Below are 24,460 nucleotides of genomic sequence, written 5' to 3' on the forward strand. Positions count from 1 at the left end.
CCAAAATTCTTTCGTAATTTGCATTTAAGTTGTTCATATTTAATGATTTGTGGTTAAATCAATTTACTGATTTTCAGTAATATGAGCAACTTTTTTATCTTAAATCATAATGCACAACGGGTTATTTAACATTATTTTTAAGTCTTTAAAATGAATAATTATGTACAAAAATCTCTTATTTCTATTAATGATAATACTTTGTTTATTGTAATAACAAAGAAGAAAACCATAACAATTCAGTTTTAGAAAATAGACTAATGCATGCCATCAATAAAGCAATAAAACCAAACGAAATGAAAAATAGATGTTTTTGGGTTACAGATAGTCAATTATACAAAGATTATCATGATAACGAATGGGGGCAACCTGTATTTGATGATGCAACTTTGTTTGAATTTATAATTTTAGAGACATTTCAAGCAGGTTTAAGTTGGATTACCATTTTAAACAAAAGAGAAAATTTTAGAAAAGCATTTGATAATTTCGATTATAAAAAAATTGCAAACTATCCAGCAGTTAAACACAACTCTTTATTGCAAGATACTGGTATAATTAGAAATAAACTAAAAATTAAAAGTGCCATTATTAATGCACAATTATTTATCGAAATTCAGAAAGAGTTTGGTTCTTTCTCTAAATTTATTTGGAGCTATGTAGATGGCAAGCCAATTGTAAATAAATTTCATACAAAAGAGGATGTACCTACTACTTCAGCATTGTCAGACAAAATATCTAACGACTTAAAAAAAAGAGGGTTTAAATTTGTAGGATCTACAGTTGTATATGCGTATTTGCAAGCAATTGGTATGGTAAATGATCATACAACAGACTGTTTTAAATATTCTGTTTTATGAAAATAACAAAAGTACCTTTAAAAGATTTAAAAGCTAGTTTTTCTATTTTTAATAGAAGAATTATTTGGATTAATTATCGCTCTTTTTGCAACAAGCTATTTGTTATTATTTAATGATGTTTTTGGTTTTGTAATGACAATTGGAGTGTTTTTATTATTATGGAAAAGACCCAAGGATAGATTGTATTTTTTTTTCTATGACCTGTTAGTGGCTATTTTAGAAATTGGTGGTACTGCTTTTGGATCTTGGAAATGGCCAAAAATAGGGTTTCAAGTATTTGAACTTTTGCCTAGTAATAACCCACCAAGTGGTATTAGCCTTTTTTATTTTTTATTAGATATGGGTTGTTTTTTTATATACATTAATAGACATAAAATAGCATGGTCACGTTTAAAGAATATCAGAAACATTAGAAAAAAACAATATGCCAAAAAAAGTAAAAGACCTAGATTTTGATTACAAGACAAAACAAAATATATAAAATAGTATTAAAGAGAATAATTCTAGCATTGTAATACACAAGGCTTTTTACAATTTTGATGACGAAGGGTTTACAATGTTAAATTGCGTAAAACTAAGAAAGGTAGAAAAGTTAGATTAATGTCCTGAAAAAAAACGGATAGCCATAAATATTATCACAATTAATCCACCATAAATTAATACTTTTTTACCTGCATTTTTATAATATCTTTCGTGGTTTTTTATGTCTTTTCTATAACTATAAACCATTAACGATATAAAAGCGATAATGAAAAAAATCATGAAAACAATTCTTCCTGTTGTAAAAAATGCACTTAAAAACATATGGTTTATTCTTAATAAGTTCTTTATTAAATCTTTGTAAAAGTTATTTTAATTTTACACACTTATACTATATTGTCTTTTAAAATCACATAAATAAAATAACGCAACAAAATTACAAATAAATAACCTTTAATAATTACTTTACAGATGAAAAATAAAATAAAAGCAGTACACGAATTTCATGAAGCTTTTGGAGCAGGCATAAAATACACACCCACTGCAAATATTGGCGAAGAAAGAAACTTGCTTCGTTTTAATTTAATGAAAGAAGAAAATGAAGAGTATTTAGAGGCTGCACAAAATAACGATTTGGTAGAAGTTGCAGATGCTTTGGGAGACATGTTATATATACTTTGTGGCACAATTATAGAACATGGTATGCAAGATAAAATAGAAGAGGTTTTTAACGAGATTCAAAGAAGTAATATGAGTAAATTGGGTGAAGATGGCAAACCGATTTACAGAGAAGATGGTAAAGTTTTAAAAGGACCAAATTACTTTAAACCTAATATTTCTAAAATTTTAGAAGAATAAATATCAATCAAAAAAGGCAATATTATCTCTTACATACTCTAAAGTAAGTGCAATAATATTGTCTTCATATTTATCAAATTCTCTATCTAAATCGTCCCATAAATCAATATTAGATTCTTGTTCCATTAAAATATTTCTACGAAGGTGCGTGTTTTTAGGTACTGGAACTTCTGGAAACAGAAAAATGGCTTTTGTTAATAGGTCTACTGTTTTTGTCGCTTTTATAGCTAAATATGCCTGAAAAACTTCGTGTGTAAATTGCCCAGAAGAATTAAAAAAGAACTGTACAAAACCACCTTCTGTAACATTATTCTCTAAAATATCTATATAAATAAAGTTTTTTTCGAATTCATTTAAATTTTTAAAATTATCTTTTTCAGGAATTTTTTTTCCAATAATTTCTCCAATTCTAGTAATTTTTTCTGCATCATTATTTAAAAGCAGTGCAATTTCTGTAGAAGTCATTGTTTTTGTATTTTAAGTTTTCTTTTTCTTATAGGCACACCCTCTATAATTGTAAATAATCTTTCTGTTGATAAATAGTGAGTTAGCTCTAGTTTTGTACCTCCATCTAAACCTATTAACAATACTTTAAAACTGGCTTTTTCATTTTTAAATTTTGTTGATGGTTTCTAATCAGCTTCAAAGTTATCTTAATAATTACTTTTGGTAAAGCAATACACCATCAATTTTCTTTCTAAAAGTTTTTTTTGGTGTTCTTATAAACGCAATAGTTGATTATTATAAACATCATTTTGTAAATTATTTGTAAAAACAAGAAGCACTCTTTGTTTATATTGATGGTTTTTAATGCTTTGTCCTAAAGAAATCAACCTAAAAAGTAAAATAAGATTACTGTATTTTTCATTATGTAGTATTACTTTAAAACAGAAAATTCAATAAAAGAATCTGTAAATACCGTATGCGTTTGGGTTTTAAAATCTTTTTTGTCTGCTTTGTAAATGTTGTCTACATAGGTTTGCGGATTTAAATCGATTAAAGGAAACCAAGTACTTTGCACCTGAATTTGTAATTTATGTCCTTTTTTAAATGTATGAAAAACATCCTGTAGTTTTATATTTACGTCTGTTTTTTTATTTGGAATAAAAGGCTCAGGTTTCTCAAAGCTATTTCTAAATCGTCCACGTAAAACTTCGCTTCTAACCATTAAATGGTAGTTACTCATTTTTAAATGATCTTGTAATTTATCATTTTCATTGTCATCACTTAGTTCAGCTGGATGCACATCGATTACTTTTACAATCCAATCTGCAGCAGTACCTGTAGTTGCTACTTTTAATTTTGCTAAAATATCTCCAGCCAATGTAAAGTTTTCTGTTAAAATCCCTGTTTCAAAAACTAAAACATCAGGTCTTCTTGCAGCAAAACGTTGGTCGTCTGTCATATATTTACGTGGTGTAAAAACCGTTTTTATGTCTTCTGAATAAGGTACAGGTCGTTTTACATCACTTATAAAATTAATTCCTTTTGTTGATTTTTGATTGGTAGTTAAATTTTGATCTTCAGATAAATACCAATTTTGAGTTTCTGTATTTTCTGGTGGCCATGTATTGTAAGATTTCCATTCTTTTTTACCCGAATCAAAAACATACGCTTCAGGCAAACCAGAGTTTTTATCAGCTTCTCCTTTTAAGAAATGATTAAAGAATTTTGTTTCAATTTCTGATTGAAATTTTAAGGAAATAGAATCTCCAAAATAATAGTTACCTACATAATTTTTTACAGTATTTCTAGACCATTTTCCATGATCCCAAGGACCAAAAACCATTGTGTTATAATTATTCTTACCCTGTTTTTCTATCGCTTTATAAGTTTCTAAAGGACCATATAAATCTTCTGCATCAAACCAGCCACCAACAATCATAGTTGCTACAGAAGAGGGAACTTTATCTAAATGTTGTATAATTCCTTTGCTTTGCCAAACAGAATCGTAATTTGGATGTTCTACAATTTCTTTCCAGAAAAAATCGTCTATTTTGTCTTTTTTAGCAGAATTGGTAACATCTAATTTATCATACTGAAAATATTCGTTCAAATTTTTTAAAGGACCTTTGTCTAAGAAAAATTGATATTGATCTTGAGATTTCATTTTAGGAAAAGAATACCAAGCAGAGTCTGTTGGTGTGTCTTTGTAAGTTCCAAATAAAGAAATAGCTCTAAAATAGCTTAATAAAAAAGCGCCATTATGATGAAAATCATCAAAGAAAAAATCGCCAATACAAGCTTGTGGAGAAGCAGCTTTTAAAGCAGGGTGCGCTTCTATAGTAGAAACTGTGGCATAATGGCCAGGGTAAGAAATTCCCCAAGTACCAACATTACCATTATTATTTGCTACGTTTTTTACGAGCCAATCAATAGTGTCATAGGTATCTGAAACTTCATCCGATTCGTTTTCTTTTTTATTGGGAATGTAAGCACGCATATTGTCATAAACACCTTCGCTCATCCAACGTCCTCTAACATCTTGATAAACCACAATGTTTCCCTCTTTCATTAAATGTATGTTAGGCCCAATTTTGGTTTTCATTTTTCCTTCTCCATAAGGTGCAGAACTGTAAGGAGTTCTTTGAATTAAAATAGGATATTTTTTAGAAGTATCTTTAGGAGAATAGATAGTCGTGTGCAGTTTTACACCATCTCTCATAATTATATCTACCTCTTTTTTGGTGTAATTATCTGCAACATAAGTGTTTTTTTTAGGTTCACTTTCTTTATTTTTACAAGCAGTAAAAGCTAAAAAACTAATAAGTGTAAAAAGGATTATTTTTTTCATAATGAAAATTGATTTGTAGCGTTAAATCTACGAAACTAAAAACAGTTGTTAAAAATTCTTTTGTTAAAATGATTTTTGTTTTAAAAAAGCTGGAAATAGCTTTTAAAAAATCACTCAAACTGGCAAAACTTCAAAAATTTTCTCCTTATTTTTGCAAACTATGCAAGAAACTAAAAAACATCAATTAACAGATTGGTTACCAACCACAAACAGAGAAGTTAAAATTCGTGGATGGGAAGAGTTGGATGTAATTTTATTTAGCGGAGACGCATATGTAGATCATCCTTCTTTTGGGCCTGCAGTAATTGGTAGAATTCTAGAGAGTTATGGTTTACGTGTGGCAATTGTGCCACAACCCAATGTAAATGATAATTTACAAGATTTTGAAAAATTAGGGAAACCACGTTTGTTTTTTGCAGCTACTGGGGGTTGTATGGACCCAATGGTCTCTAACTACACGGCTAGTAAAAAGAGAAGAGATAAAGATGCTTATACACCAAATGGTGATAAGGGTTTTAGACCCGATTATGCAACCTCTGTGTACAGTAAAATTTTAAAAGAAAAATTTCCTGATGTACCTGTTTTAATTGGTGGAATTGAAGCTTCATTAAGACGTGTAACACACTATGATTATTGGTCTGATAAATTAATGCCAACTATTTTAGAAACTTCTAAGGCAGATATGTTGGTGTATGGAATGGGAGAACAACCTTTGCGCGAAATTGTAGAATTATTGCAAAAAGGTGTGCCTTTTTCTAGCTTAAAAAATATAAAACAAACGGCTGTTTTAATTGATGAAAAACAGGAGAAAATACCAGTTATAAACGATTGGGAAGATGTAACAATTAATTCTCATGAAGCTTGTTTGGCAGATAAAAAAACGTTTGCTTCTAACTTTAAAACCATAGAACAAGAGTCTAATAAATTAAAAGCAAGAAGAATTTTTCAGAAAGTAGGAGAGCAATTATTAATGATTAACCCACCTTTTCCTACGATGACAGAAGCAGAGATTGATGGCTCTTTTGATTTGCCTTATACTCGTTTACCCCATCCAAAATACGACAAGCGTGGGCCAATTCCTGCGTTTGAAATGATTAAATTCTCGATAAACATTCACAGAGGGTGTTTTGGTGGCTGTAGTTTTTGTACTATTTCTGCACATCAAGGAAAATTTATAGCAAGTAGGAGTCAGGAATCTATTTTAAAAGAGGTAGATAAAGTGGCAAGTATGCCAGATTTTAAAGGTTATTTGTCTGATATTGGTGGTCCTTCTGCAAACATGTATCAAATGAAAGGTAAGGTGCAATCTATTTGCGACAAATGTGTAGCGCCTAGTTGTATTTCGCCAGTAGTATGTAGTAATTTAGATACATCTCATAAACCGTTAACAGAACTGTATCAAGCAGTTGATAAACATCCAAAAGTAAAAAAATCGTTTATTGGAAGTGGAATTAGACACGATATGTTGGTGCCAGAATTCAATAAAAATGCAGATGCTAAAGAGCTGGATGCGTATACAGAAGAGGTCATGACCAAACACGTATCAGGGCGTTTAAAAGTGGCTCCAGAACATACTTCTGATCCTGTTTTAAAATTGATGCGTAAACCGTCTTTTACTTATTTTCATAAATTTAAAGAGCGTTTTGATAGAATTAATATCAAGAAAAAGCTCAACTTACAATTGATACCATATTTCATTTCTAGTCACCCAGCAAGTGAGGTAGAAGATATGGCAAATTTAGCTGCAGAAACCAAAAACATGGGCTTTCAGCTAGAGCAAGTGCAAGGTTTTACACCTACGCCAATGACAGTTGCAACCGTTATTTATTATTCAGGATATCATCCTTATACCTTAAAACCTACTAAAACACCAAAAACAAAAAAGGAGAAAGAAGACCAGCACAAATTTTTCTTTTGGTACAAAAAAGAAAATAAAGCGTGGATTAGAAATACCTTAAATAAAGTTGGAAGACCTGATTTGTTAAAGGTATTATTGCCAGAAAATAATTCTTGGAAAAAGAACAAAAAAGCAAAAGAGGTAAAAAATACTTTTGACGATGCTGTTCCTTTTAACAGAAGAAAAAAGAAAGTGAGAAGAGCTACCTCTAAAAAAAGAAGGAGATAATTAGCTTTTTTTACCCTATAAACTTTTAGATTGTACAGTTGGATTTTAAGTCTATACTTTAATGAATTTTTATAAGTTTTTACAAGAGTAGACGAAGCGATTTATAAAGAACATCCATAGAAATTTTTGACATTAAAGGTATTTAGCCGTTAAGGCATAAGCGATTTGCAAAATAAAGCTTTTAACTTTTGTTACTCTGCTTACATATTTCTTCTATATTGGCCACCAACTTTAAATAATGCTTTTGTAATTTGCCCTAAAGAACATACTTTGGTAGCTTCCATTAATTTGTCAAATAAATTTTCATTCTGTATGGCAGCTTTTTGTAATATTCCAAGTTGTTCTTGTACTTTATGTGGGTTTGCCTTATTTAACAATTCTTTGGTTTCAATTTGAAATTGTTTCTCTTGTTCTGTGGCACGTATTACTTCTGCAGGTTGTACAGTTGGCGATCCTTTAGAACTTAAAAATGTATTTACCCCAATAATAGGGAAATCTCCATTGTGTTTTAAAGTTTCATAATACAAACTTTCTTCTTGTATTTTAGAACGCTGATACATGGTTTCCATAGCACCTAAAACACCACCTCTTTCTGTAATTCTGTCAAATTCTTCTAAAACAGCAGCTTCTACTAAATCTGTTAATTCTTCTATAATAAACGCCCCCTGAATTGGGTTTTCATTTTTAGTCAAGCCTAATTCTTTGTTGATAATTAACTGAATAGCCATGGCTCTTCTAACTGATTCTTCTGTAGGTGTAGTAATGGCCTCATCATAAGCATTTGTATGTAGAGAGTTACAGTTGTCGTAAATTGCGTATAAAGCTTGTAACGTGGTTCTTATATCGTTAAAGTCAATTTCTTGAGCGTGCAAAGAACGTCCAGAAGTTTGTATATGATACTTTAACATTTGCGCTCTTGGGTTGGCACCATATTTATTTTTCATGGCTTTTGCCCATATTTTTCTTGCAACTCTACCAATTACAGCATATTCTGGATCAATGCCGTTAGAAAAGAAAAAAGATAAGTTAGGGCCAAATTTATTAATGTCCATTCCACGACTTAAATAATACTCCACATACGTAAATCCGTTACTTAAAGTTAAAGCCAATTGTGTAATTGGATTGGCACCCGCTTCTGCAATATGATACCCAGAAATAGAAACCGAATAGAAATTACGAACCTGCTTTTCAATAAAATATTCTTGTACATCGCCCATTAAACGCAAAGCGAATTCCGTAGAAAAAATACAGGTATTTTGTGCTTGATCTTCCTTTAAAATATCTGCTTGTACAGTACCTCTAACTTGTGCTAAAGTGTCTTTTTTTATTTGTTGATAAACTTCTGATGGTAAAACTAAGTCTCCAGTTAAACCCAATAACATTAGACCTAAACCATTGTTTCCTTCAGGTAACTTTCCATGATATTTTGGTCTTTCTAAACCTTTAGAATCATATATTTCTTTGAATTTAGCTTCAACATTATCTTCTAAATTATTTTCTTTGATGTATTTCTCACAATTCTGATCTATAGCAGCATTCATAAAAAAGCCAAGTAACATAGGTGCTGGCCCATTAATAGTCATAGAAACAGAGGTCATGTGATGACTTAAATCGAAACCAGAATATAGTTTTTTAGCATCGTCTAAACAGCAAATAGAAACACCTGCATTTCCAATTTTCCCATAAATATCAGGTCTTTCTCCAGGATCATTGCCATATAAGGTAACAGAGTCAAAAGCTGTAGAAAGTCTCTTGGCATCCATACCCAAACTTACATAATGGAAACGTCTGTTTGTTCTTTCTGGGCCACCTTCTCCAGCAAACATTCTTGTTGGGTCTTCTCCTGTTCTTTTAAACGGATATAATCCTGCTGTGTAAGGAAATTCTCCAGGTACATTTTCTTGTAAATTCCAGCGTAATAAATCTCCCCAAGCTTTGTACTTAGGTAAGCTTATCTTAGGTATTTTTGTTTGTGATAAGGATTTGCTATGTGTTGCTATTTTTATTTCTTTGTCACGAACTTTAAAGGTGTAAATTGGGTCTTTGTATTTTTTTACTTTGCTTTCCCAATTCAAAATGATTTCCCAATTTAAAGGATTTAGGTTTAATTTTACTTTTTCGAATTGTGAGATTAGCAATTTAAAAAATTGCAAATCGTCATCCTGAATTTTTTTCAGAATTTCTTCATTATCGAGGCCTGTTTTTATCAAAAAAGAACTCTTTATTTCAGTAGAAATGATATCCGTTAAAGATAATATGGTTTGATAAATTCCATATAATTTTTGGGCAACTACAACTTGTTCATCAACATCTTTGTCATAAGCCCTATTGTTTTCTGCAATTTCAGATAAATAACGTACTCTTGCAGGAGGAATTACAAATATTTTTTTAGACATTTCTTTTGTGATTTTGATAGAGGAAGCTAAACCTAGATTGGTTTTTTCTACCAATTTATCCATAATACTTTTATACAAAGTATTCATTCCAGGATCGTTAAATTGCGATGCTATAGTTCCAAAAATTGGTAAATCTTCTTGAGGAATATCCCATAAATTATTATTGCGCATGTATTGTTTTTTTACATCGCGCAAAGCATCTAAAGCGCCTCTTTTATCAAATTTATTAATGGCCACAATATCTGCAAAATCGAGCATATCTATTTTTTCTAACTGAGTGGCTGCGCCAAATTCTGGCGTCATTACATATAAAGAAATATCAGAATGTTCTATAATTTCTGTATCAGATTGTCCAATTCCAGAAGTTTCTAATATTATGAAGTCGTACTCAGCAGCTTTTAAAACTTCTACAGCTTCATTAACGTGTTTAGAAAGGGCTAGGTTAGATTGACGTGTTGCTAAAGAACGCATATAAACACGAGAATTATTAATGGCATTCATACGAATTCTATCGCCTAAAAGTGCACCACCTGTTTTTCTTTTAGAAGGATCTACAGAAATTAATCCTACATTTTTTTCTGGAAAATCAATCAAAAATCTACGAACTAACTCATCTACTAAAGATGATTTTCCTGCACCACCAGTTCCAGTAATCCCAAGAACGGGTGCCCCTCCCAACCTCCCCAAAGGGGAGGAGCTCCAATCTTTGTTGAAAATTTTAGCGAAAGCTTCCTGATTATTTTCTGCTAATGAAATTAATCTTGCAATTGTATTTACGTCTTTATTTTTAAGTTTTTCTAAAACTTTCTCATCACCCAATTCCAACAACCAATCTCCATCTTCATTACAAACTTTCCCATTTGAGTGTTTCCCTCCTTTGGAGGGATTAAGGGAGGCTTTCACCAAATCATTAATCATCCCCTGTAAACCTAACTCACGACCATCATCTGGAGAATAAATTCTTGTAATTCCATACTCCATCAATGCTGTAATTTCTTCAGGAAGAATAACACCACCTCCACCACCAAATATTTTGATGTGTGTAGCACCATTTTCTTTTAGTAAATCGAACATGTATTTAAAATACTCATTATGTCCCCCTTGATAAGAAGTTATTGCAATTGCATTTGCATCTTCTTGAATGGCACAATTAACCACTTCTTCCACAGACCTATCATGTCCCAAATGAATTACTTCTACCCCTGTAGCTTGTATAATTCGTCTCATAATATTTATAGCTGCATCATGTCCATCAAAAAGAGATGCTGCAGTTACAATACGTACTTTGTGCTTGGGTTGATAAGGTTGTATTTGTTTCATTCGTAATAAATGTTGTTTTTTTGGCATGCAATTTAAGGAAATCTTAAAAATTAATATAAATCTTTAACTTTTTATTAATATTTATTTAATGATTTTTATTTCTTTATTGGCACAATTATTGTTATTTTATTAAAGTAATCACTAAAAAATAAGTACCATGAAATATATAAAAACCTTATTATTGGTTAGTATTGTAATACTGTCTTCTTGTAGTAGTGTAAAAGTTGCTACAGATTATGATGCCAAAGTAGATTTTAATAAGTATAAAACTTTTGCTTTCTATAAAAAAGGAATAGATCAAGCAGAAATTTCTGATTTAGATAAAAAAAGAATTTTAAGAGCTATAGAAGCAGAATTGGTAGCTAAAGGATTTTCTAAATCTGAAAATCCAGATATGTTAGTAAGTATTTTTACCAAGTCTAGAGAACGAGTAAATGTAAATCAAAGTAATTTTGGCTATGGTTTTGGTTGGGGTTGGAATCCTTGGATGTGGGGAGGAATGAACAATAATGTAAATGTTTCTCAATACACAGAAGGTACTTTATTTGTAGACTTTATTGATAAAGAAAAGAAAGAACTGGTTTGGCAAGGATTAGGCACAGGTGCTTTAAGAATTCAAAACAGAGAAAAAAAGGAAATTAGAATAAAACAATTTGTAAAAGAAATTGTTTCTAGATTTCCACCAGGAGAAGAAAAATAAATATTTAAAAAAGCGTTCTTTAGAACGCTTTTTTTGTGCATAAAAATAATATTTTTGCAGTATGTATCATAAAAGAATACTTTTAGAGGAAGGAGATTATTACCTAAACGAACAGGGTTATAAAGTTTTTACAGAAAAATATCATTTAAAAAGAGGTTATTGCTGTAAAAGTGGTTGTAAACATTGCCCTTATGGGTATGATAAAAAAACAGATAGTTTTGTTTAAAATTTACTTTTAGTAAAAATAGATTCTTTATATTTTATAGGTCATGTAAATATTTAAAATTAACATTTTTTAATTTGTAATTTATAGAAAAGTTGCCATTTCTTTTTGCAAAACTTCAGCTTCTAAGGCTGCTTTTGCTGCAAAATCTTTTTCATTCGAGGCATATATTATACCTCGAGAAGAGTTTACTAATAAACCAATAGTTGAAGATAAGCCATATTTACAAACATCTTGTAAACTCCCCCCCTGTGCACCTACACCTGGCACTAAAAGAAAAGAGTTGGGTACAATTTTTCGAATTTCTTTAAAATACTCAGCCTTTGTAGCGCCTACAACATACATTAAGTTTTCAGAGTTTTCCCAGGTTTTAGAAGTTTCTAAAACATGTTTATACAATTCTTTATCATCAATTTTTTTTGTTTGAAAATCAAAAGCGCCTTTGTTAGAAGTTAAAGCTAACATTATGGTATTTTTATTTTTAAAGGCTAAAAAGGGTTCTACAGAATCTTTACCCATATAAGGTGCTATGGTAACAGAATCAAATTTTAAATCTTCAAAAAACGCTTTTGCATACATCGTAGAGGTATTACCAATATCACCACGTTTTGCGTCTGCAATAGTAAAAATTTCAAGATAGTTTTTGTTTAAATAATTAATTGTTTTCTCTAAAGATAGCCAACCTTTTAAACCATAAGCCTCGTAAAAAGCAATATTGGGTTTGTAGGCTACACAAAGTTGATGTGTAGCGTCTATAATCGCTTTATTAAAAGCAAAAATAGGATCTTCTTCATCTAATAAATGTGGTGGAATTTTAGTTAAATCAACATCTAAACCAATACATAAAAAAGATTTTTTCTTTTTAATTTGCGCAACTAATTCTTGTGTAGTCATAATCATTTATAAAGTATAGCAAAAATACTTTATTTTGTAAGTTATGAAAACCAAAGAAGACAAAATTTTTAAATACTTTATTATATGAGATTAGCCATTTTATTTTTTGTTGTATTATTTTTAAGTTGTTCGATAGAAAAACCTACAAAATTTTCTGACTTAGCATTACAAGACACTGCATTTACGATACAAGATTCTGAAATTTCTATAGATAGTATATTAAAAATCTATAAAGGCAAAAAAGTGTTCATAGATGTTTGGGCTTCTTGGTGTGGAGATTGTATAAAAGGTTTACCAAGTGTAAAAAACTTACAAAAAAAGTACCCAGAGGTAGTTTTTTTATTTCTCTCTGTTGATACAAATAAAGCTGCTTGGAAAAATGGCATTCGCCGATTTAAAATACAAGGAGAACACTATATTTTACCCAAAGGGATGAAATCTGGTGATTTTGTAGATTTTTTAAATTTAGGATGGATACCTAGATATGTTGTAGTTGATGAAAATGGAAAAATTATACTTTTTAAAGCTACAAGAGTATCAGATTCTGCTATTAAAGATGTTTTAAATAAAAGCTTATAAATCGTTTTAGTAACTATTTCTAATTAGTCTATTAAAATAGTTTTCCATTTCTTAATTTTACGACATTAAAAAATGTTTAAAAATTAGCTTTAAAAAGCTTAAAATATATAATTATGAGAACCAAGATTGTAGCTGGAAACTGGAAATTAAATTACGATAAAAAAACAACCAATAAGTTTATTGAAAGCTTAAAGAAATCGGTTGATAAGTTGCCTTTAAAGAATACTAGAGTAATTATTGCACCTACATTTGTAAACTTATCTTCTGCTGTTGAAAAAGTAGAAAAATCGAATATAGAAGTAGTTGCACAAAATATGCATCAAGCAACTTCTGGTGCCTTTACTGGAGAAATTTCTGCAGATATGCTAAAAGCAGTTGGTGTAAATACAGTTATTTTAGGACACTCAGAAAGAAGAACTTATTTTAATGAAACAGACCAAGCTTTAGCTGAAAAAGTAAATACGATTTTAGAAAAAGGGATGGAAACTATTTTCTGTTTTGGTGAGTTGTTAGAAGATAGAAAATCTGATAACCATTTTGAGGTGGTAGAAAGCCAATTAAAAAATGCATTGTTTCACTTAGAAGCAAAAGACTGGAAAAGCATCATTTTAGCCTATGAACCAGTTTGGGCAATTGGTACAGGAGAAACTGCAAGCCCAGAACAAGCGCAAGAAATGCATGCTTTTATTAGAAGTATTATAGAAAAAAAATACAATAAAGAAGTAGCAGAAAAAGTATCTATTTTATATGGTGGTAGTGTAAAACCAGCAAATGCAGAGGAAATTTTTTCTAAACCAGATGTAGATGGTGGCTTAATTGGTGGTGCAGCTTTAAAAGTAGACGACTTTACAGCAATTATTGCAGCGATTTAAGTTAGCTAGAGTAGTAGAAAATTAAAAGAAAACCAATAAATTTGCATCAAGATTTATAATCTTGATGCATTTTTTATGGACAATATTTATATAGAGTACAATTTTACAGTTTCGCCCAAAGAACCAGCTTCAGAGATATTAATTGCAGAACTGGGTAATGTTGGGTTTGAAAGTTTTGTAGAAAACGAAATCGGCGTAACGGCTTACATTCAAAAAGAAGCTTATAAAGAGAATATTTTAGAGGATATTTATATTTTAAATTCAGAAGAATTTTCTATAAAATACACTAAAAATGAAGTGGCACAAACCAATTGGAATGCAGAATGGGAAAAAAACTTTACTCCTATTAAAGTTGATGATTTAGTTAGTATACGTGCTCCTTTTCATGAAAATCCCAATTTAAAATACGAGATTGTAATAGAACCAAAAATGAGTTTTGGTACAGGACACCATGAAACCACACACATGATGGTGCAGCATTTATTGCAATTAGATTTAGAAAACAAAAAAGTGCTAGATATGGGTTGTGGTACTGGTATTTTAGCCATTTTTGCTGAAATGAAAGGCGCAAAGCCAATAGATGCCATAGATATCGATAATTGGTGTTATGAAAACTCTATAGAAAATGTATCACGCAATAATTGTAAAAATATATCCGTTTATGAAGGAGACTCCTCTCTGTTAATCAACAAAAAATACGATGTAATTATTGCAAACATCAATAGAAATATCTTATTAATGGATATGAAGGTGTATATAAACTGTTTAAAAGAAAACGGAATCTTACTTTTAAGTGGGTTCTACCAAGAAGATATTCCAATTATAGATGCAGAAGTATCAAAATACAATTTAAATTTAGATACTTACATAGAAAGAAACAATTGGGTGGCATTAAAATACAATAACTAAAAATTATTTTTTATTTTTATAAAATGAGGTGTACAAAAGAAAAAATACAAGAAGAAGTAGATGTACTAGAGCAAGAAACGCATCAGCACGAAATTGTTTTGCATAACGATGAGGTAAATACATTCGATTTTGTAATAGATTCTTTAATGAATGTTTGCGATCATACTTTAGAGCAAGCAGAACAATGTACAGTTTTAGTGCATTACAAAGGGAAATGTACTGTAAAATCTGGCGAATATAAAGATTTAGAACCAAGATGTTCTAAACTATTACAGTTGGGGTTATCTGCAGAATTGGTTTAAAAGATGGAAAATATTTTAAAATATTATGAATTTTCAGATTTTTTTAAAGATAATTCTAACACTTTTTCTGGAAATACAATTTCTTATACCACTTTAAATGCAACTCATTTTTTAATTTTCGAAAAAGAAAATAATACGTATAATTTATATGTTTCTAAATACCAGTCAAAAAAAGACATTGGCTTAAAACCTCCTGAAATATTAGAAACAGTAGTTGTAGACTATAATAAAAGCATTCCAGAACATAGAATTGCACTAAGAAAATATTTAGACTAAACTTACAAAAAATGGTAAGTTTTTTTTGAAAATATTCTAAAAAATTATAGGACTTTTTTTAATATAATTCTAATAGGGTAGTGAAGAATAAATGAGCTTTTTTTGTAACTACTTCATTATCAATGAAAATAGAAGGCATAAAAAAAGGAGAATCGATTTCCGTGAATCAATTCTCCTATTTAGTGACCTCCACTGTTGACTCTTCTAACTTTATTGAAGATTTAAATTATATTTTATCCTTTGATTTTTGACTATTTAAAATCTAGCATAAAAAATTATTCCCAAGAATAAAAAAATATTCTTGGGAATAAAAAGTGACCTCCACTGTTGACTCTTCTAACTTTATTGAAGATTTAAATTATATTCTATCCTTAGATTTTTGACTATCTAAAATATAGTACAAAAAAATATTCCCAAAGAAACCAATGATAATGATGAAGCAAAACAATTCTTTATTATTGAAGATTTAGAGCGTATTCTTACCAATATAGAGCAAAGTACAATGGGAACAGAATCAGAAGACGATTTTGTAAAACTATTCGAAGATTTAGATTTAACTTCTGGTAAGTTAGGAAGAACTGTAAAAGCACAAAATGAAACCATTGCAAAAATCATAACCCATTTAGATGAAATTGATTTTAGATTAGAAGATAATGAAAGCGATTTATTGGGCGATGCGTATGAGTTTCTAATAGGGCAGTTTGCGGCAAGTGCAGGAAAAAAAGCAGGGGAATTTTACACGCCTCAAGAAGTATCTACCATATTAGCAAAAATTGTAACCACTCGTAAAAAGCGTTTAAAATCAGTATATGACCCTACTTGTGGTTCTGGCTCATTATTATTACGTGTAGCGAAAGAAGTAGACGATGTTGGTATGTTTTACGGTCAAGAATTAAATCGTACAACGTACAACTTAGCACGTATGAATATGATATTGCACGATGTAAATTATCGTGAGTTCGATATTAAACAAGAAGATACTTTAGAAGAACCACAACATATGACTATCGACTTAAAAGCCGAAGCTATTGTAGCAAATCCACCATTTTCTGCAAAGTGGAGTGCAAAATACAGATGATAGATTTAGTCAGTATGGCAAATTAGCACCTAAAACAAAAGCAGATTTTGCATTTGTACAACACATGATTCATCATTTAGATGAAAACGGAATAATGGCAACTGTGTTACCTCATGGAGTTTTATTTAGAGGGAGTTCAGAGGCTCATATTAGACGTTATTTAATAGAAGATAGAAACTATATAGATGCTGTAATTGGTTTACCTGCAAATATCTTTTTTGGTACAGGTATTCCAACCTATATTTTAGTCATAAAAAAATGTAGAGAAGTTAACGAAGATGTATTATTTATTGATGCTTCTAATCATTTTGAAAAACAAGGGAAAGACAATAAACTATTACCAGAGCATATAGAAGAAATTGTAAACACCTATGAAAACCGAGAGGTAAAAGATAAATACTTTGTTTGTATCATAAAAATCAAAAGCTTCTTTTGGACTTGTAAACTTTTGCTGCATTAAATGTTCAATTTGTGTAATAATTTGTGTTTTAGTAAAAGCCATAGACTATGTTTTAAATAACTTTTTAAAATTGCTTAAAATTAAAATAATTTAAAAGAGTGCTTTAATAGATTGTAAAAAATCCCATTGCTAATAAAACTTTCATTTTATTCATTATTTGTAAATTATCTACAATGTACCTTTGATATAAATTCATCAAAAAGAAAAGCAATAAAAAAGTAGAAAAAACTCGGATATAATCCGTATCTTAGGATGTAAAATTCACAGTCATACAAAATGAAAATTTCTACCTATAAAATCATTCTGCTTTGTACCTTAGTACTTTCACTATCCGATTGCACAACAACGGTTATTCCTTTAGAAGAAGTCACTCCTATTTTAGAATTGGTGACCTATGAGAAGGATGTTAAAACAATAATGGAATCTCATTGTACTAATTGTCATATTAACGGTGGACAAGCAAGTTTTTTACCTTTGGTAAACTATACTCAAGTTCGGAATTCTGCAGAATTTGGGAACCTTATTCAAAGAATGAACAGTACTACTAACCCTATGCCATCTTCTGGAAGATTATCTGCAGCTATTTTAGCACTTATTGATAAATGGGAGGCCGATGGTTTTCTAGAAAATTAAACTACTTATGAAAAAAATACTATTTTTATTACTTTTAATATATGGTACCTCTTGTTTTTCACAAAAATATTTTACGCGAACAGGTGCCACCGACTTTAAAGCCTCTGTAGATGTTTTTGAGCCTATCGAAGCAAAAAACAAGAGTACTTCAGTGCTCCTAAAAACAAGTACAGGTGAGATTGTTGCCCAACTTTTCATGACTGCTTTCCAATTTAAAATAGGACTTATGCAAGAGCATTTTAATGAAAATTATATGGAGTCTTATACCTATCCGAAAGCAACTTTTAAAGGAAAATTAGTAGATTTTAATTTATCTACAATTGAAGAAAAATCTAACTACACATTAAAAGGCATCCTTACAATAAAAGGTATTTCTAAAGAAATAACAACTACTGCCTCTTTAAAGAAAGAGAAGAAACAGTTAACTTTTAAAGCAAATTTTTCTGTTACTCCCCAAGATTTTGAAATTCAAATCCCTGCTATTGTAAGAAAAAAAATTGCTAAAAAAGTTGATATCTCTTTAGACTATGTCCTTGAAAAAAAAGCATAAAATTATAATTTTACTTCTTTTAATAAGTAGTATTACTTGCTATGTAGGTTTTACTTTTTTAACGAAAGCTCCAGAAAAAATTGAAACTAAAGCCGTTTTTTTTAGCTCTTCTGCCAAAGACCTATTGTTCAATGTTCAAAAAAATGATACTGTTTGGTCTTCTAAAATTGTACAATTAAAAGGGGTAATAACTGCAATTGGCTCCAAAGGGATTACTTTAGAAAACCAAATATATTGTCAGCTTAAAGAAGAACAAGACGTTGCCAATTTTAAATTAAATACATTAATTAGCTTAAAAGGTCGCATCATTGGTTATGATGATGTACTAGAGGAGTTAAAATTAGACCAATGCATAAAAATTATTCCAACATTATGAAACGTATCCTAGTATTTTTGAACCTTTTATTTGTGTGTTCATATCCGCTTTTAGCCCAAAATGATTTAATGGAAGAATTAAATGAAGAGACAAAAACGAATTTGACATTTGATCCTCCAGCATTCAAAGCAATGAAAATTGGCAATTTACAATCTACAAAAATTGGAGATAAAGGAGATTTATATCTTTATGTATCGCATCGTTTTGGTCCTCTAAAAAATGGATTCGACACTTTTTTTGGTTTAGACAATGCAATTACAAAAATACAACTTGCCTATAGTTTTTGGAATGGTGTTCAATTGAGTGTTAGTAGAGAATCTTACAATAGAACATTGGCAAGTGCCTTAAAATTTATGCTTGTAAAGCAATCAAATCGTTTTCCTTTAACAATAGTCGGATATAGCACCATAAATATAAATACATTATTGGACAAAAATAATTTTCCTGAGCTACAACCCTCTGATAGGTATAGTTATGCAAATCAACTATTAATTTCCAGACGCTTTTCTAACAACTTTTCTCTTGAATTGGCCCCTAGTTATGTAAGACAAAACCTCCAAGATTTAAATATAGTTGCTAAGGCGCAGCACAATCAATTTGCTATGGGGTTTGGTGGGCGATTAAAGATGAGTAAAAGAATGAGTTTAAATGCCGAATATATTCACAACTTTAGTAGACCAAGTAACTCTCCTTTTTCTGATGCTTTTGCTTTTGGAGTAGACATAGAAACTGGTGGTCATGTTTTTCAGTTATTATTTACCAATGCTCAATCTACGAACGAGCCTGCTTTTATATCTTATGCTGAAGGTGATTTAGTCTTCGGATTTAATATTGTAAGGGTTTTTTAGTAGATGGACCGAAAGCTAAAACCTATACAACAAAAAATTCATTTAATTATATCTATTTGTATTGTAATCCCTGTTTCTTTTGTTTATGGTTTTAATCCTGGGTTCTGTCGCATCTAATGTAAGGAAAAATCAAATTTTTTATATTTACAACAAAAAAGATGTTCAAAGGTCACTGTTTTCCTAAAACAATCATATTACAAGCTGTTTACTTCAAATTAAGGTTTAGTCTTAGCTATAGAGATGTAGAAGAACTTTTATCTATCCGAGGAGTCAAAGTGGATCATGCTACGATTCAACGCTGGGTATTCAAATTCACATCTCTTGTAGAACAACAATTCAGAAAGAGAAAAAAATTAGTTGGGAAAAGGTGGAGACTAGATGAAACCTATATTAAGGTAAAGGGTGATTGGAAATATTTATACAGAGCAGTTGATAAAGAAGGGAATACTGTAGACTTTTTGTTAACTAAAAGAAGACAACGTATATCTGCACAGAAATTTTTAATCAAAGCCATAGAGAATAATGTTAATCCAGAACTTATAAATATCGATAAGAGTGGGGCCAATAAAGCTGCGATAAAACTATACAATCGAAGAAACTATTCAAACATAAAAATAAGGCAATGCAAATACCTCAATAATATTGTAGAACAAGACCATCGAATGATAAAGTGGCGTATTATGCTAGGTCTAGGTTTTAAAGAATTTGAATCAGCAAAGAGAACCATATCAGGAATAGAAGTAGTTAGAATGATAAAGAAAAATCAACTGAAGAACCCTGAAAGTTCAACCTACAAATCATTTATATCATTAGCTTCTTAAAAAATTAAATTAGTTTAAAACTTGATGCTTAATTTTAGCAGATGCGACAGAACCGACAGAACCAACTTTAATGTTCTCATAAAACCTTATTAAGGCTCTAAGTCTTTACATTATAAAGATGATTTAGATTTTAAGAAGTACAAGGTAAAAGCTTAAGACGAATTCAAAAAAAATAAATTCACCTTATTAACAACAGCTATATCTTTTGGTTTGGTAATTAGTAAAAGGAATATAAGTTTTACTCTGCACTAATATCCATAAAAAAAGTAATTTTCTTAATATTTACAGATATATTTTATGATAAGTTTACTTTTTGAAATAAATTCTAATGTATGAAAAAAAATACTTTTAAGATTCTAAGCTTTATTTCTATTTCAACTTTCTTAATACTAATTCTTATAAACAAGAACATATTAGGTTTAAATAAAACCCATAAGGCTGATGAATATTATGAAGAATATGGTGAAGACTACGAAGAAACTGAGGAAGAAATTGCTTTTGAAATGGCAATGGAAAAAGATGGTCACCCAGAAGTTTTTGATCCTTCTAAACTTCAAGGTAAAGAATTAGAAGACTATAATAAACGGTTTACGAAACTAAATGCTTCAGGTTTTAAGTTTAATAGTGAACAGGATTTTGCCGCTTATAGAAAAAAAGCTGCAAAAAATATGCAAACATCTTCTTTAGCTACAGAAGATTCTTATGCTAACAATACCTTATCTGGTTTTTGGGATCAAAAAGAATTTACCTTATTTGATAAGAGTGGTTTTAGAGCAGATGGTTCTGTTTATGACCCCGTAAATAAAGATTTTTATATTGTTTCATTTGCTGGTCATCTCTATAAAATAGATGAAGACGCCGAAAATCAGTGGCTTTTAAGAAATGATCAAAAAAGTTTTTCAAATAATAATTTTAGACTTTCAGGTTTACATTTTAATGGCGTTAATTTACCAGATGGTTCGTTTAGATTACTACATCAACAGAAAAACGGTGGTATGGAGTTTTCTGATGATGAGGGAAGAACATGGATAACTGCAAATGGAGCATTTTTCACAAATGGTAATAACTACAAAACTCTAGTAACAGAAACAGCAACTGGCAAAAAAATTGTTGCTTTTGGAAATCAAAAAAACACAACAGGTTGGAAAGATGTAGTATATATATCTAATGATTATGGGTTAAATTATCGTGAATCTAATGTTGTTGTATACTCTCCTGCTTACGATACTAACATACTTAAACCTTATGGTAGTAACACCATATATTATTTCGCCCTAAGGACTAGTGATAAAAGGTTATCAATTTATAAAATGGAAGAAAATGATTCAGATTTTACTTTATTAAGCGAAACATACCCTAATATAGACGGTGTAACCTCTTTAAAAGGTACTACTGTTAATGGTACAACAACTATTTATGTTAGTTATAATAATAACACAATTTACTATTCTAAAGATGAAGGTAGTTCTTGGGCAAAAACCGGAAGTACCCCACAAGATAGAGACATTACAGATATACACCCCACTAAGCCAAACATTTGTTTTTCTGGTTTTACTAGGTTAAATATTTCATTTGACTATGGTAATACTTGGGTTAATAACGGAAATAAACTCCCACCAATAGATCATGTTTGGGATCTACAACACATGAGGTCTTACCAAAAAGAAGATGGAACTTTCCTTACATTTGGTGGATTTGATTTTGGTTCTTTTTACTCTTCGACTCCAGAACAATGGGATTCATGGATTCCAATTAACAAAGGGACACCTGCAATGATGAGTTATGATTCAGCAACTAGTGAAAAACACAATAGAATATATAGTGGAAATCAAGATAGAGGCTCTCAAAGTATATTAGGAGATGACAAAGGAGAAGAAGGTTTTGTTTCACCAGCATTAAGAGAAGCAAATACTGATGTTTTAAGAGTAGCTACAGCAAAGGGTGGAGAATCTGCATGGTATTGGTATTATTATGGTTCAATTGGAAGAAGTCCTGTAGTTGGTGGTGGTAACTTTGGCGCTGTAACAAAAAAAGATTTTTATGGAAATTGGCAAGCAACCATGATGGTTGCCTCTCCAAACATTTCGGAGGATGCTGTCTATATTCCCTGGAGCAATGAATTACAAAAAATATCTTATAACGGGAGTGAAATTAGTAGAACTATACATTCCTATACTTTTCCAGAAACAGTACTCAGCTTTTCATATTCTAAAATAAACACAAATAGATGGTATGTAGGATTAGCGTCTGGTAAAGTTATGTATTCAATCGATGGTGGAAACTCATTCTCACCATCCAATTACCCTGGTACTTGGCCAAAAGGTAGTGTCAGCACTTCTAGAAAAAGATCACCTGCAATTGCAACAAGCCCTATAGATGAAGCAACAGTATACTATGCAGGAGCAGGTAATAATTTTTTAATTTCTACTGATGGTGGAAAAACATTTACAAATCACAATAATGGATTAGACGTAGATAGAATAGTTGGTTTAGCTGCCTCACCAAATGGCCAATTTATTTTTGCAGCCTGTGTTTTTGATGGTGCTTGGGTCTTTTCTGTACAACAAGACAAATGGTTTAAAATGGAAAGCAACAAACTTCCAAAAGAAATTAGATACTCTGCAGTACAGTTTATAGAGGATGAAAATTTAGTAAGGTATGGAACCTATGGAAGTGGTATTTTAGATTTTAGAATTAATGAAGATTTTTCTACTATTTATTTAGCTCCAGATAATTTTAAAATTGAAGTTGTAGATGAAACCTGTGCAGGTAAAAACGGGAAATTAAAAATTGAAACAAAATTTAGACATAATTATAATGTAACCATTTCTGGTGTAAAATATGATTTTGACAACACTTTAAATGTACCAAACTTAGAACCTGGATCTTACAACATTTGCATTGGTATAGATAATACAACATATAATTATTGTGCTACTTTAGAAATTAAAGAATCTGAACTTTTATCAGGTAAAACCTCTGTGAAATCTAATAAAATTAATATTGATCTAAAATCTGGAACTGCACCATATACAGTGTATATAAACACAATTAAAGTATTAGAAACGCATAGTACATCTTTTAGTTTACCTGTAAAAGAAGGCGATTTTGTTCAAGTAGCATCAAAAGCATCTTGCGAAGGAAAAATCACAAAAACAATAGGAGAAACGATTAAACTAAAGGCATTTCCAAACCCTACTGACAACTTTTTTGAAGTTCGAATTCCTGCAAATGATAAGCAAATAACTATAGAGTTATATTCTCTAGAATCTGGTCTAATATCCAAAAAACAATATCCAGTAATTAATAATAAAGTAAGGGTTGACGTTAAAAACATAGCTTCTGGAGTTTATTTTGCAAGATTAAATTTAGAAAAGCCGAAAACAATTAAAATTATAAAAAAATAAATATGAGAAAACTATTATATATTTTTATTTGTAGCATTATATATTCATCATGTTCTAAAAGTGACGACGGTGGTTTAAGTCAAAGTACAGATAGTATTCCTTCTGCTCCTTCTTTAGTATATCCTGCTCAAAATCAATTGTGTATAGATAATACTCTTGAGTTTAAATGGAATACATCAACAAATGATGATGGAAGTTCTGTAGTGTATATCTTTGAAATCGCAACAGACAATCAATTCTCTACTATAATTACATCTGAAATACAAACTTCTTTGTCAAAAATTGTAACACTCGAGAAAGGAGTTGCTTATTACTGGAGAGTAAAAGCAAAAAGTAGTAAAGGTATAGAAAGTGATTATTCTCCTACTTCTCAATTCTACACAGAAGAAATCCCCAACAGTAACAACTTACCTTTTTCTCCTGATAATGCTACTCCTTTTGTTGGACAAAATTTTGACGGAGTAAATACTATAGATCTGCAATGGACAGCTTCTGATGTAGATAAAGATCCTTTAAAATATGATATGTATTTTGGTAAAGATAAAAATGCTCTTACCTTAATGCTAGAGGATACAGAACAAACAACTTTACAAGTAACTGCTGATACTCCTCAAACCACTTATTACTGGCAAGTAACCGTTAAAGATGATAAAGGTGCGGAGACCAATGGACCTATATGGAATTTTAAAGTAAATAGTTTTTAGA

General features: G+C 30.4%; 23 protein-coding genes and 2 pseudogenes. 19 read left to right on the forward strand and 6 right to left on the reverse strand.

Features of this window, described 5'->3' with window-relative positions; genetic code table 11:
- The first annotated feature begins 293 nt into the window (after nucleotides 1–293).
- The gene (locus tag AC2D6T_RS10005; protein ID WP_484681395.1) at nucleotides 294–854 is read left to right on the forward strand and encodes a DNA-3-methyladenine glycosylase I; all 561 of its coding nucleotides are present in this window, start codon (nucleotides 294–296) and stop codon (nucleotides 852–854) included.
- Between the two features lie 99 nt (nucleotides 855–953).
- A complete protein-coding gene (locus AC2D6T_RS10010) occupies nucleotides 954–1,310 on the forward strand; it encodes a hypothetical protein (protein WP_484681396.1) in 357 nt (118 codons plus the stop codon).
- Nucleotides 1,311–1,451: 141 nt separating this feature from the next.
- Here AC2D6T_RS10010 and AC2D6T_RS10015 read toward each other — a convergent pair whose 3' ends face one another.
- On the reverse strand, nucleotides 1,452–1,616 hold the full coding sequence (locus AC2D6T_RS10015) for a hypothetical protein (protein ID WP_484681397.1): 165 nt from the start codon (nucleotides 1,614–1,616) through the stop codon (nucleotides 1,452–1,454).
- Between the two features lie 189 nt (nucleotides 1,617–1,805).
- Between AC2D6T_RS10015 and AC2D6T_RS10020 the strand changes: the two genes are divergently transcribed.
- Entirely contained in the window at nucleotides 1,806–2,192 is a 387-nt protein-coding gene (locus AC2D6T_RS10020; RefSeq protein ID WP_438989560.1) for a pyrophosphohydrolase domain-containing protein, read from the forward strand.
- A 3-nt stretch (nucleotides 2,193–2,195) separates the two neighbouring features.
- Here the strand turns inward: AC2D6T_RS10020 and AC2D6T_RS10025 are convergent, their stop codons facing one another.
- From AC2D6T_RS10025 to AC2D6T_RS10035, 3 genes and pseudogenes are all read right to left on the reverse strand, one after another.
- Nucleotides 2,196–2,657 (reverse strand): DMP19 family protein, encoded by a 462-nt coding sequence (locus AC2D6T_RS10025; protein WP_484681398.1) that lies wholly within the window; start codon nucleotides 2,655–2,657, stop codon nucleotides 2,196–2,198.
- Nucleotides 2,654–2,800, reverse strand: a pseudogene (locus tag AC2D6T_RS10030) (DUF4174 domain-containing protein); the annotation flags it as partial. The gene AC2D6T_RS10025 and the pseudogene AC2D6T_RS10030, both read right to left, overlap by 4 nt.
- 269 nt (nucleotides 2,801–3,069) lie before the next feature.
- A complete protein-coding gene (locus AC2D6T_RS10035) occupies nucleotides 3,070–4,986 on the reverse strand; it encodes a CocE/NonD family hydrolase (protein ID WP_484681399.1) in 1,917 nt (638 codons plus the stop codon).
- A 160-nt stretch (nucleotides 4,987–5,146) separates the two neighbouring features.
- Between AC2D6T_RS10035 and AC2D6T_RS10040 the strand changes: the two genes are divergently transcribed.
- A complete protein-coding gene (locus AC2D6T_RS10040; RefSeq protein ID WP_484681400.1) occupies nucleotides 5,147–7,111 on the forward strand; it encodes a YgiQ family radical SAM protein in 1,965 nt (654 codons plus the stop codon).
- A gap of 200 nt (nucleotides 7,112–7,311) precedes the next feature.
- Here AC2D6T_RS10040 and AC2D6T_RS10045 read toward each other — a convergent pair whose 3' ends face one another.
- Entirely contained in the window at nucleotides 7,312–10,827 is a 3,516-nt protein-coding gene (locus tag AC2D6T_RS10045) for a methylmalonyl-CoA mutase family protein (RefSeq protein ID WP_484681401.1), read from the reverse strand.
- Between the two features lie 157 nt (nucleotides 10,828–10,984).
- Between AC2D6T_RS10045 and AC2D6T_RS10050 the strand changes: the two genes are divergently transcribed.
- Together AC2D6T_RS10050 and AC2D6T_RS10055 are read left to right on the forward strand one after the other, a co-directional pair.
- Nucleotides 10,985–11,527, forward strand: a complete 543-nt coding sequence (locus tag AC2D6T_RS10050) for a DUF4136 domain-containing protein (RefSeq protein ID WP_484681402.1) — start codon at nucleotides 10,985–10,987, stop codon at nucleotides 11,525–11,527.
- 61 nt (nucleotides 11,528–11,588) lie between these two features.
- Entirely contained in the window at nucleotides 11,589–11,753 is a 165-nt protein-coding gene (locus AC2D6T_RS10055; RefSeq protein WP_484681403.1) for a C1orf53 family protein, read from the forward strand.
- An 81-nt stretch (nucleotides 11,754–11,834) separates the two neighbouring features.
- Here the strand turns inward: AC2D6T_RS10055 and pyrF are convergent, their stop codons facing one another.
- Nucleotides 11,835–12,644 carry an orotidine-5'-phosphate decarboxylase gene (gene pyrF, locus AC2D6T_RS10060; protein ID WP_484681404.1) on the reverse strand — a complete coding sequence of 270 codons (810 nt, stop codon included), beginning with the start codon at nucleotides 12,642–12,644 and terminating at the stop codon, nucleotides 11,835–11,837.
- Between the two features lie 84 nt (nucleotides 12,645–12,728).
- On the opposite strand from pyrF, the gene AC2D6T_RS10065 reads away from it, so the two are divergent.
- The 13 genes and pseudogenes from AC2D6T_RS10065 to AC2D6T_RS10125 all read left to right on the forward strand — a co-directional run bounded on the left by AC2D6T_RS10065 (nucleotide 12,729) and on the right by AC2D6T_RS10125 (nucleotide 24,459).
- Nucleotides 12,729–13,223 (forward strand): TlpA family protein disulfide reductase, encoded by a 495-nt coding sequence (locus AC2D6T_RS10065; RefSeq protein WP_484681405.1) that lies wholly within the window; start codon nucleotides 12,729–12,731, stop codon nucleotides 13,221–13,223.
- A gap of 113 nt (nucleotides 13,224–13,336) precedes the next feature.
- Entirely contained in the window at nucleotides 13,337–14,095 is a 759-nt protein-coding gene (tpiA, locus tag AC2D6T_RS10070; protein WP_438989552.1) for a triose-phosphate isomerase, read from the forward strand.
- 75 nt (nucleotides 14,096–14,170) lie between these two features.
- Nucleotides 14,171–15,004 (forward strand): 50S ribosomal protein L11 methyltransferase, encoded by an 834-nt coding sequence (prmA, locus tag AC2D6T_RS10075; protein WP_484681406.1) that lies wholly within the window; start codon nucleotides 14,171–14,173, stop codon nucleotides 15,002–15,004.
- A gap of 23 nt (nucleotides 15,005–15,027) precedes the next feature.
- Entirely contained in the window at nucleotides 15,028–15,306 is a 279-nt protein-coding gene (locus AC2D6T_RS10080; RefSeq protein ID WP_298947071.1) for an ATP-dependent Clp protease adaptor ClpS, read from the forward strand.
- A 3-nt stretch (nucleotides 15,307–15,309) separates the two neighbouring features.
- The gene (locus AC2D6T_RS10085) at nucleotides 15,310–15,582 is read left to right on the forward strand and encodes a hypothetical protein (protein WP_298947072.1); all 273 of its coding nucleotides are present in this window, start codon (nucleotides 15,310–15,312) and stop codon (nucleotides 15,580–15,582) included.
- Nucleotides 15,583–16,009: 427 nt separating this feature from the next.
- Nucleotides 16,010–17,060 (forward strand): annotated as a pseudogene (locus AC2D6T_RS10090) (type I restriction-modification system subunit M); the annotation flags it as partial.
- A gap of 477 nt (nucleotides 17,061–17,537) precedes the next feature.
- On the forward strand, nucleotides 17,538–17,753 hold the full coding sequence (locus AC2D6T_RS10095; RefSeq protein ID WP_484681407.1) for a hypothetical protein: 216 nt from the start codon (nucleotides 17,538–17,540) through the stop codon (nucleotides 17,751–17,753).
- A gap of 7 nt (nucleotides 17,754–17,760) precedes the next feature.
- Nucleotides 17,761–18,303, forward strand: a complete 543-nt coding sequence (locus AC2D6T_RS10100) for a YceI family protein (RefSeq protein WP_484681408.1) — start codon at nucleotides 17,761–17,763, stop codon at nucleotides 18,301–18,303.
- Entirely contained in the window at nucleotides 18,281–18,679 is a 399-nt protein-coding gene (locus AC2D6T_RS10105) for a hypothetical protein (protein WP_484681409.1), read from the forward strand. The genes AC2D6T_RS10100 and AC2D6T_RS10105 overlap by 23 nt, the downstream gene beginning before the upstream one ends.
- Entirely contained in the window at nucleotides 18,676–19,527 is an 852-nt protein-coding gene (locus tag AC2D6T_RS10110; protein WP_347186588.1) for a DUF5777 family beta-barrel protein, read from the forward strand. The genes AC2D6T_RS10105 and AC2D6T_RS10110 overlap by 4 nt, the downstream gene beginning before the upstream one ends.
- Before the next feature lie 158 nt (nucleotides 19,528–19,685).
- Nucleotides 19,686–20,348, forward strand: a complete 663-nt coding sequence (locus tag AC2D6T_RS10115; RefSeq protein ID WP_484681410.1) for an IS6 family transposase — start codon at nucleotides 19,686–19,688, stop codon at nucleotides 20,346–20,348.
- A gap of 332 nt (nucleotides 20,349–20,680) precedes the next feature.
- Nucleotides 20,681–23,755, forward strand: coding sequence for a T9SS type A sorting domain-containing protein (locus tag AC2D6T_RS10120; RefSeq protein WP_484681411.1), 3,075 nt, complete (start codon nucleotides 20,681–20,683; stop codon nucleotides 23,753–23,755).
- Between the two features lie 2 nt (nucleotides 23,756–23,757).
- Nucleotides 23,758–24,459, forward strand: coding sequence for a hypothetical protein (locus AC2D6T_RS10125; protein WP_484681412.1), 702 nt, complete (start codon nucleotides 23,758–23,760; stop codon nucleotides 24,457–24,459).
- Nucleotide 24,460: the final 1 nt, after the last annotated feature.

This window comes from Polaribacter sp. YIW18, assembly GCF_057219325.1.

Coding starts and splice junctions, on each gene's coding strand:
- prmA (WP_484681406.1), top strand. CDS start 14,171: ATGGACAATATTTATATAGAGTACAATTTTACAGTTTCGCCCAAAGAA.
- AC2D6T_RS10005 (WP_484681395.1), top strand. CDS start 294: ATGAAAAATAGATGTTTTTGGGTTACAGATAGTCAATTATACAAAGAT.
- AC2D6T_RS10115 (WP_484681410.1), top strand. CDS start 19,686: ATGTTCAAAGGTCACTGTTTTCCTAAAACAATCATATTACAAGCTGTT.
- AC2D6T_RS10015 (WP_484681397.1), bottom strand. CDS start 1,616: ATGATTTTTTTCATTATCGCTTTTATATCGTTAATGGTTTATAGTTAT.
- AC2D6T_RS10065 (WP_484681405.1), top strand. CDS start 12,729: ATGAGATTAGCCATTTTATTTTTTGTTGTATTATTTTTAAGTTGTTCG.
- AC2D6T_RS10100 (WP_484681408.1), top strand. CDS start 17,761: ATGAAAAAAATACTATTTTTATTACTTTTAATATATGGTACCTCTTGT.
- AC2D6T_RS10050 (WP_484681402.1), top strand. CDS start 10,985: ATGAAATATATAAAAACCTTATTATTGGTTAGTATTGTAATACTGTCT.
- AC2D6T_RS10025 (WP_484681398.1), bottom strand. CDS start 2,657: ATGACTTCTACAGAAATTGCACTGCTTTTAAATAATGATGCAGAAAAA.
- AC2D6T_RS10020 (WP_438989560.1), top strand. CDS start 1,806: ATGAAAAATAAAATAAAAGCAGTACACGAATTTCATGAAGCTTTTGGA.
- AC2D6T_RS10120 (WP_484681411.1), top strand. CDS start 20,681: ATGAAAAAAAATACTTTTAAGATTCTAAGCTTTATTTCTATTTCAACT.
- AC2D6T_RS10035 (WP_484681399.1), bottom strand. CDS start 4,986: ATGAAAAAAATAATCCTTTTTACACTTATTAGTTTTTTAGCTTTTACT.
- AC2D6T_RS10105 (WP_484681409.1), top strand. CDS start 18,281: ATGTCCTTGAAAAAAAAGCATAAAATTATAATTTTACTTCTTTTAATA.
- tpiA (WP_438989552.1), top strand. CDS start 13,337: ATGAGAACCAAGATTGTAGCTGGAAACTGGAAATTAAATTACGATAAA.
- pyrF (WP_484681404.1), bottom strand. CDS start 12,644: ATGACTACACAAGAATTAGTTGCGCAAATTAAAAAGAAAAAATCTTTT.
- AC2D6T_RS10110 (WP_347186588.1), top strand. CDS start 18,676: ATGAAACGTATCCTAGTATTTTTGAACCTTTTATTTGTGTGTTCATAT.
- AC2D6T_RS10040 (WP_484681400.1), top strand. CDS start 5,147: ATGCAAGAAACTAAAAAACATCAATTAACAGATTGGTTACCAACCACA.
- AC2D6T_RS10125 (WP_484681412.1), top strand. CDS start 23,758: ATGAGAAAACTATTATATATTTTTATTTGTAGCATTATATATTCATCA.
- AC2D6T_RS10085 (WP_298947072.1), top strand. CDS start 15,310: ATGGAAAATATTTTAAAATATTATGAATTTTCAGATTTTTTTAAAGAT.
- AC2D6T_RS10095 (WP_484681407.1), top strand. CDS start 17,538: ATGGAATCTCATTGTACTAATTGTCATATTAACGGTGGACAAGCAAGT.
- AC2D6T_RS10080 (WP_298947071.1), top strand. CDS start 15,028: ATGAGGTGTACAAAAGAAAAAATACAAGAAGAAGTAGATGTACTAGAG.
- AC2D6T_RS10055 (WP_484681403.1), top strand. CDS start 11,589: ATGTATCATAAAAGAATACTTTTAGAGGAAGGAGATTATTACCTAAAC.
- AC2D6T_RS10045 (WP_484681401.1), bottom strand. CDS start 10,827: ATGAAACAAATACAACCTTATCAACCCAAGCACAAAGTACGTATTGTA.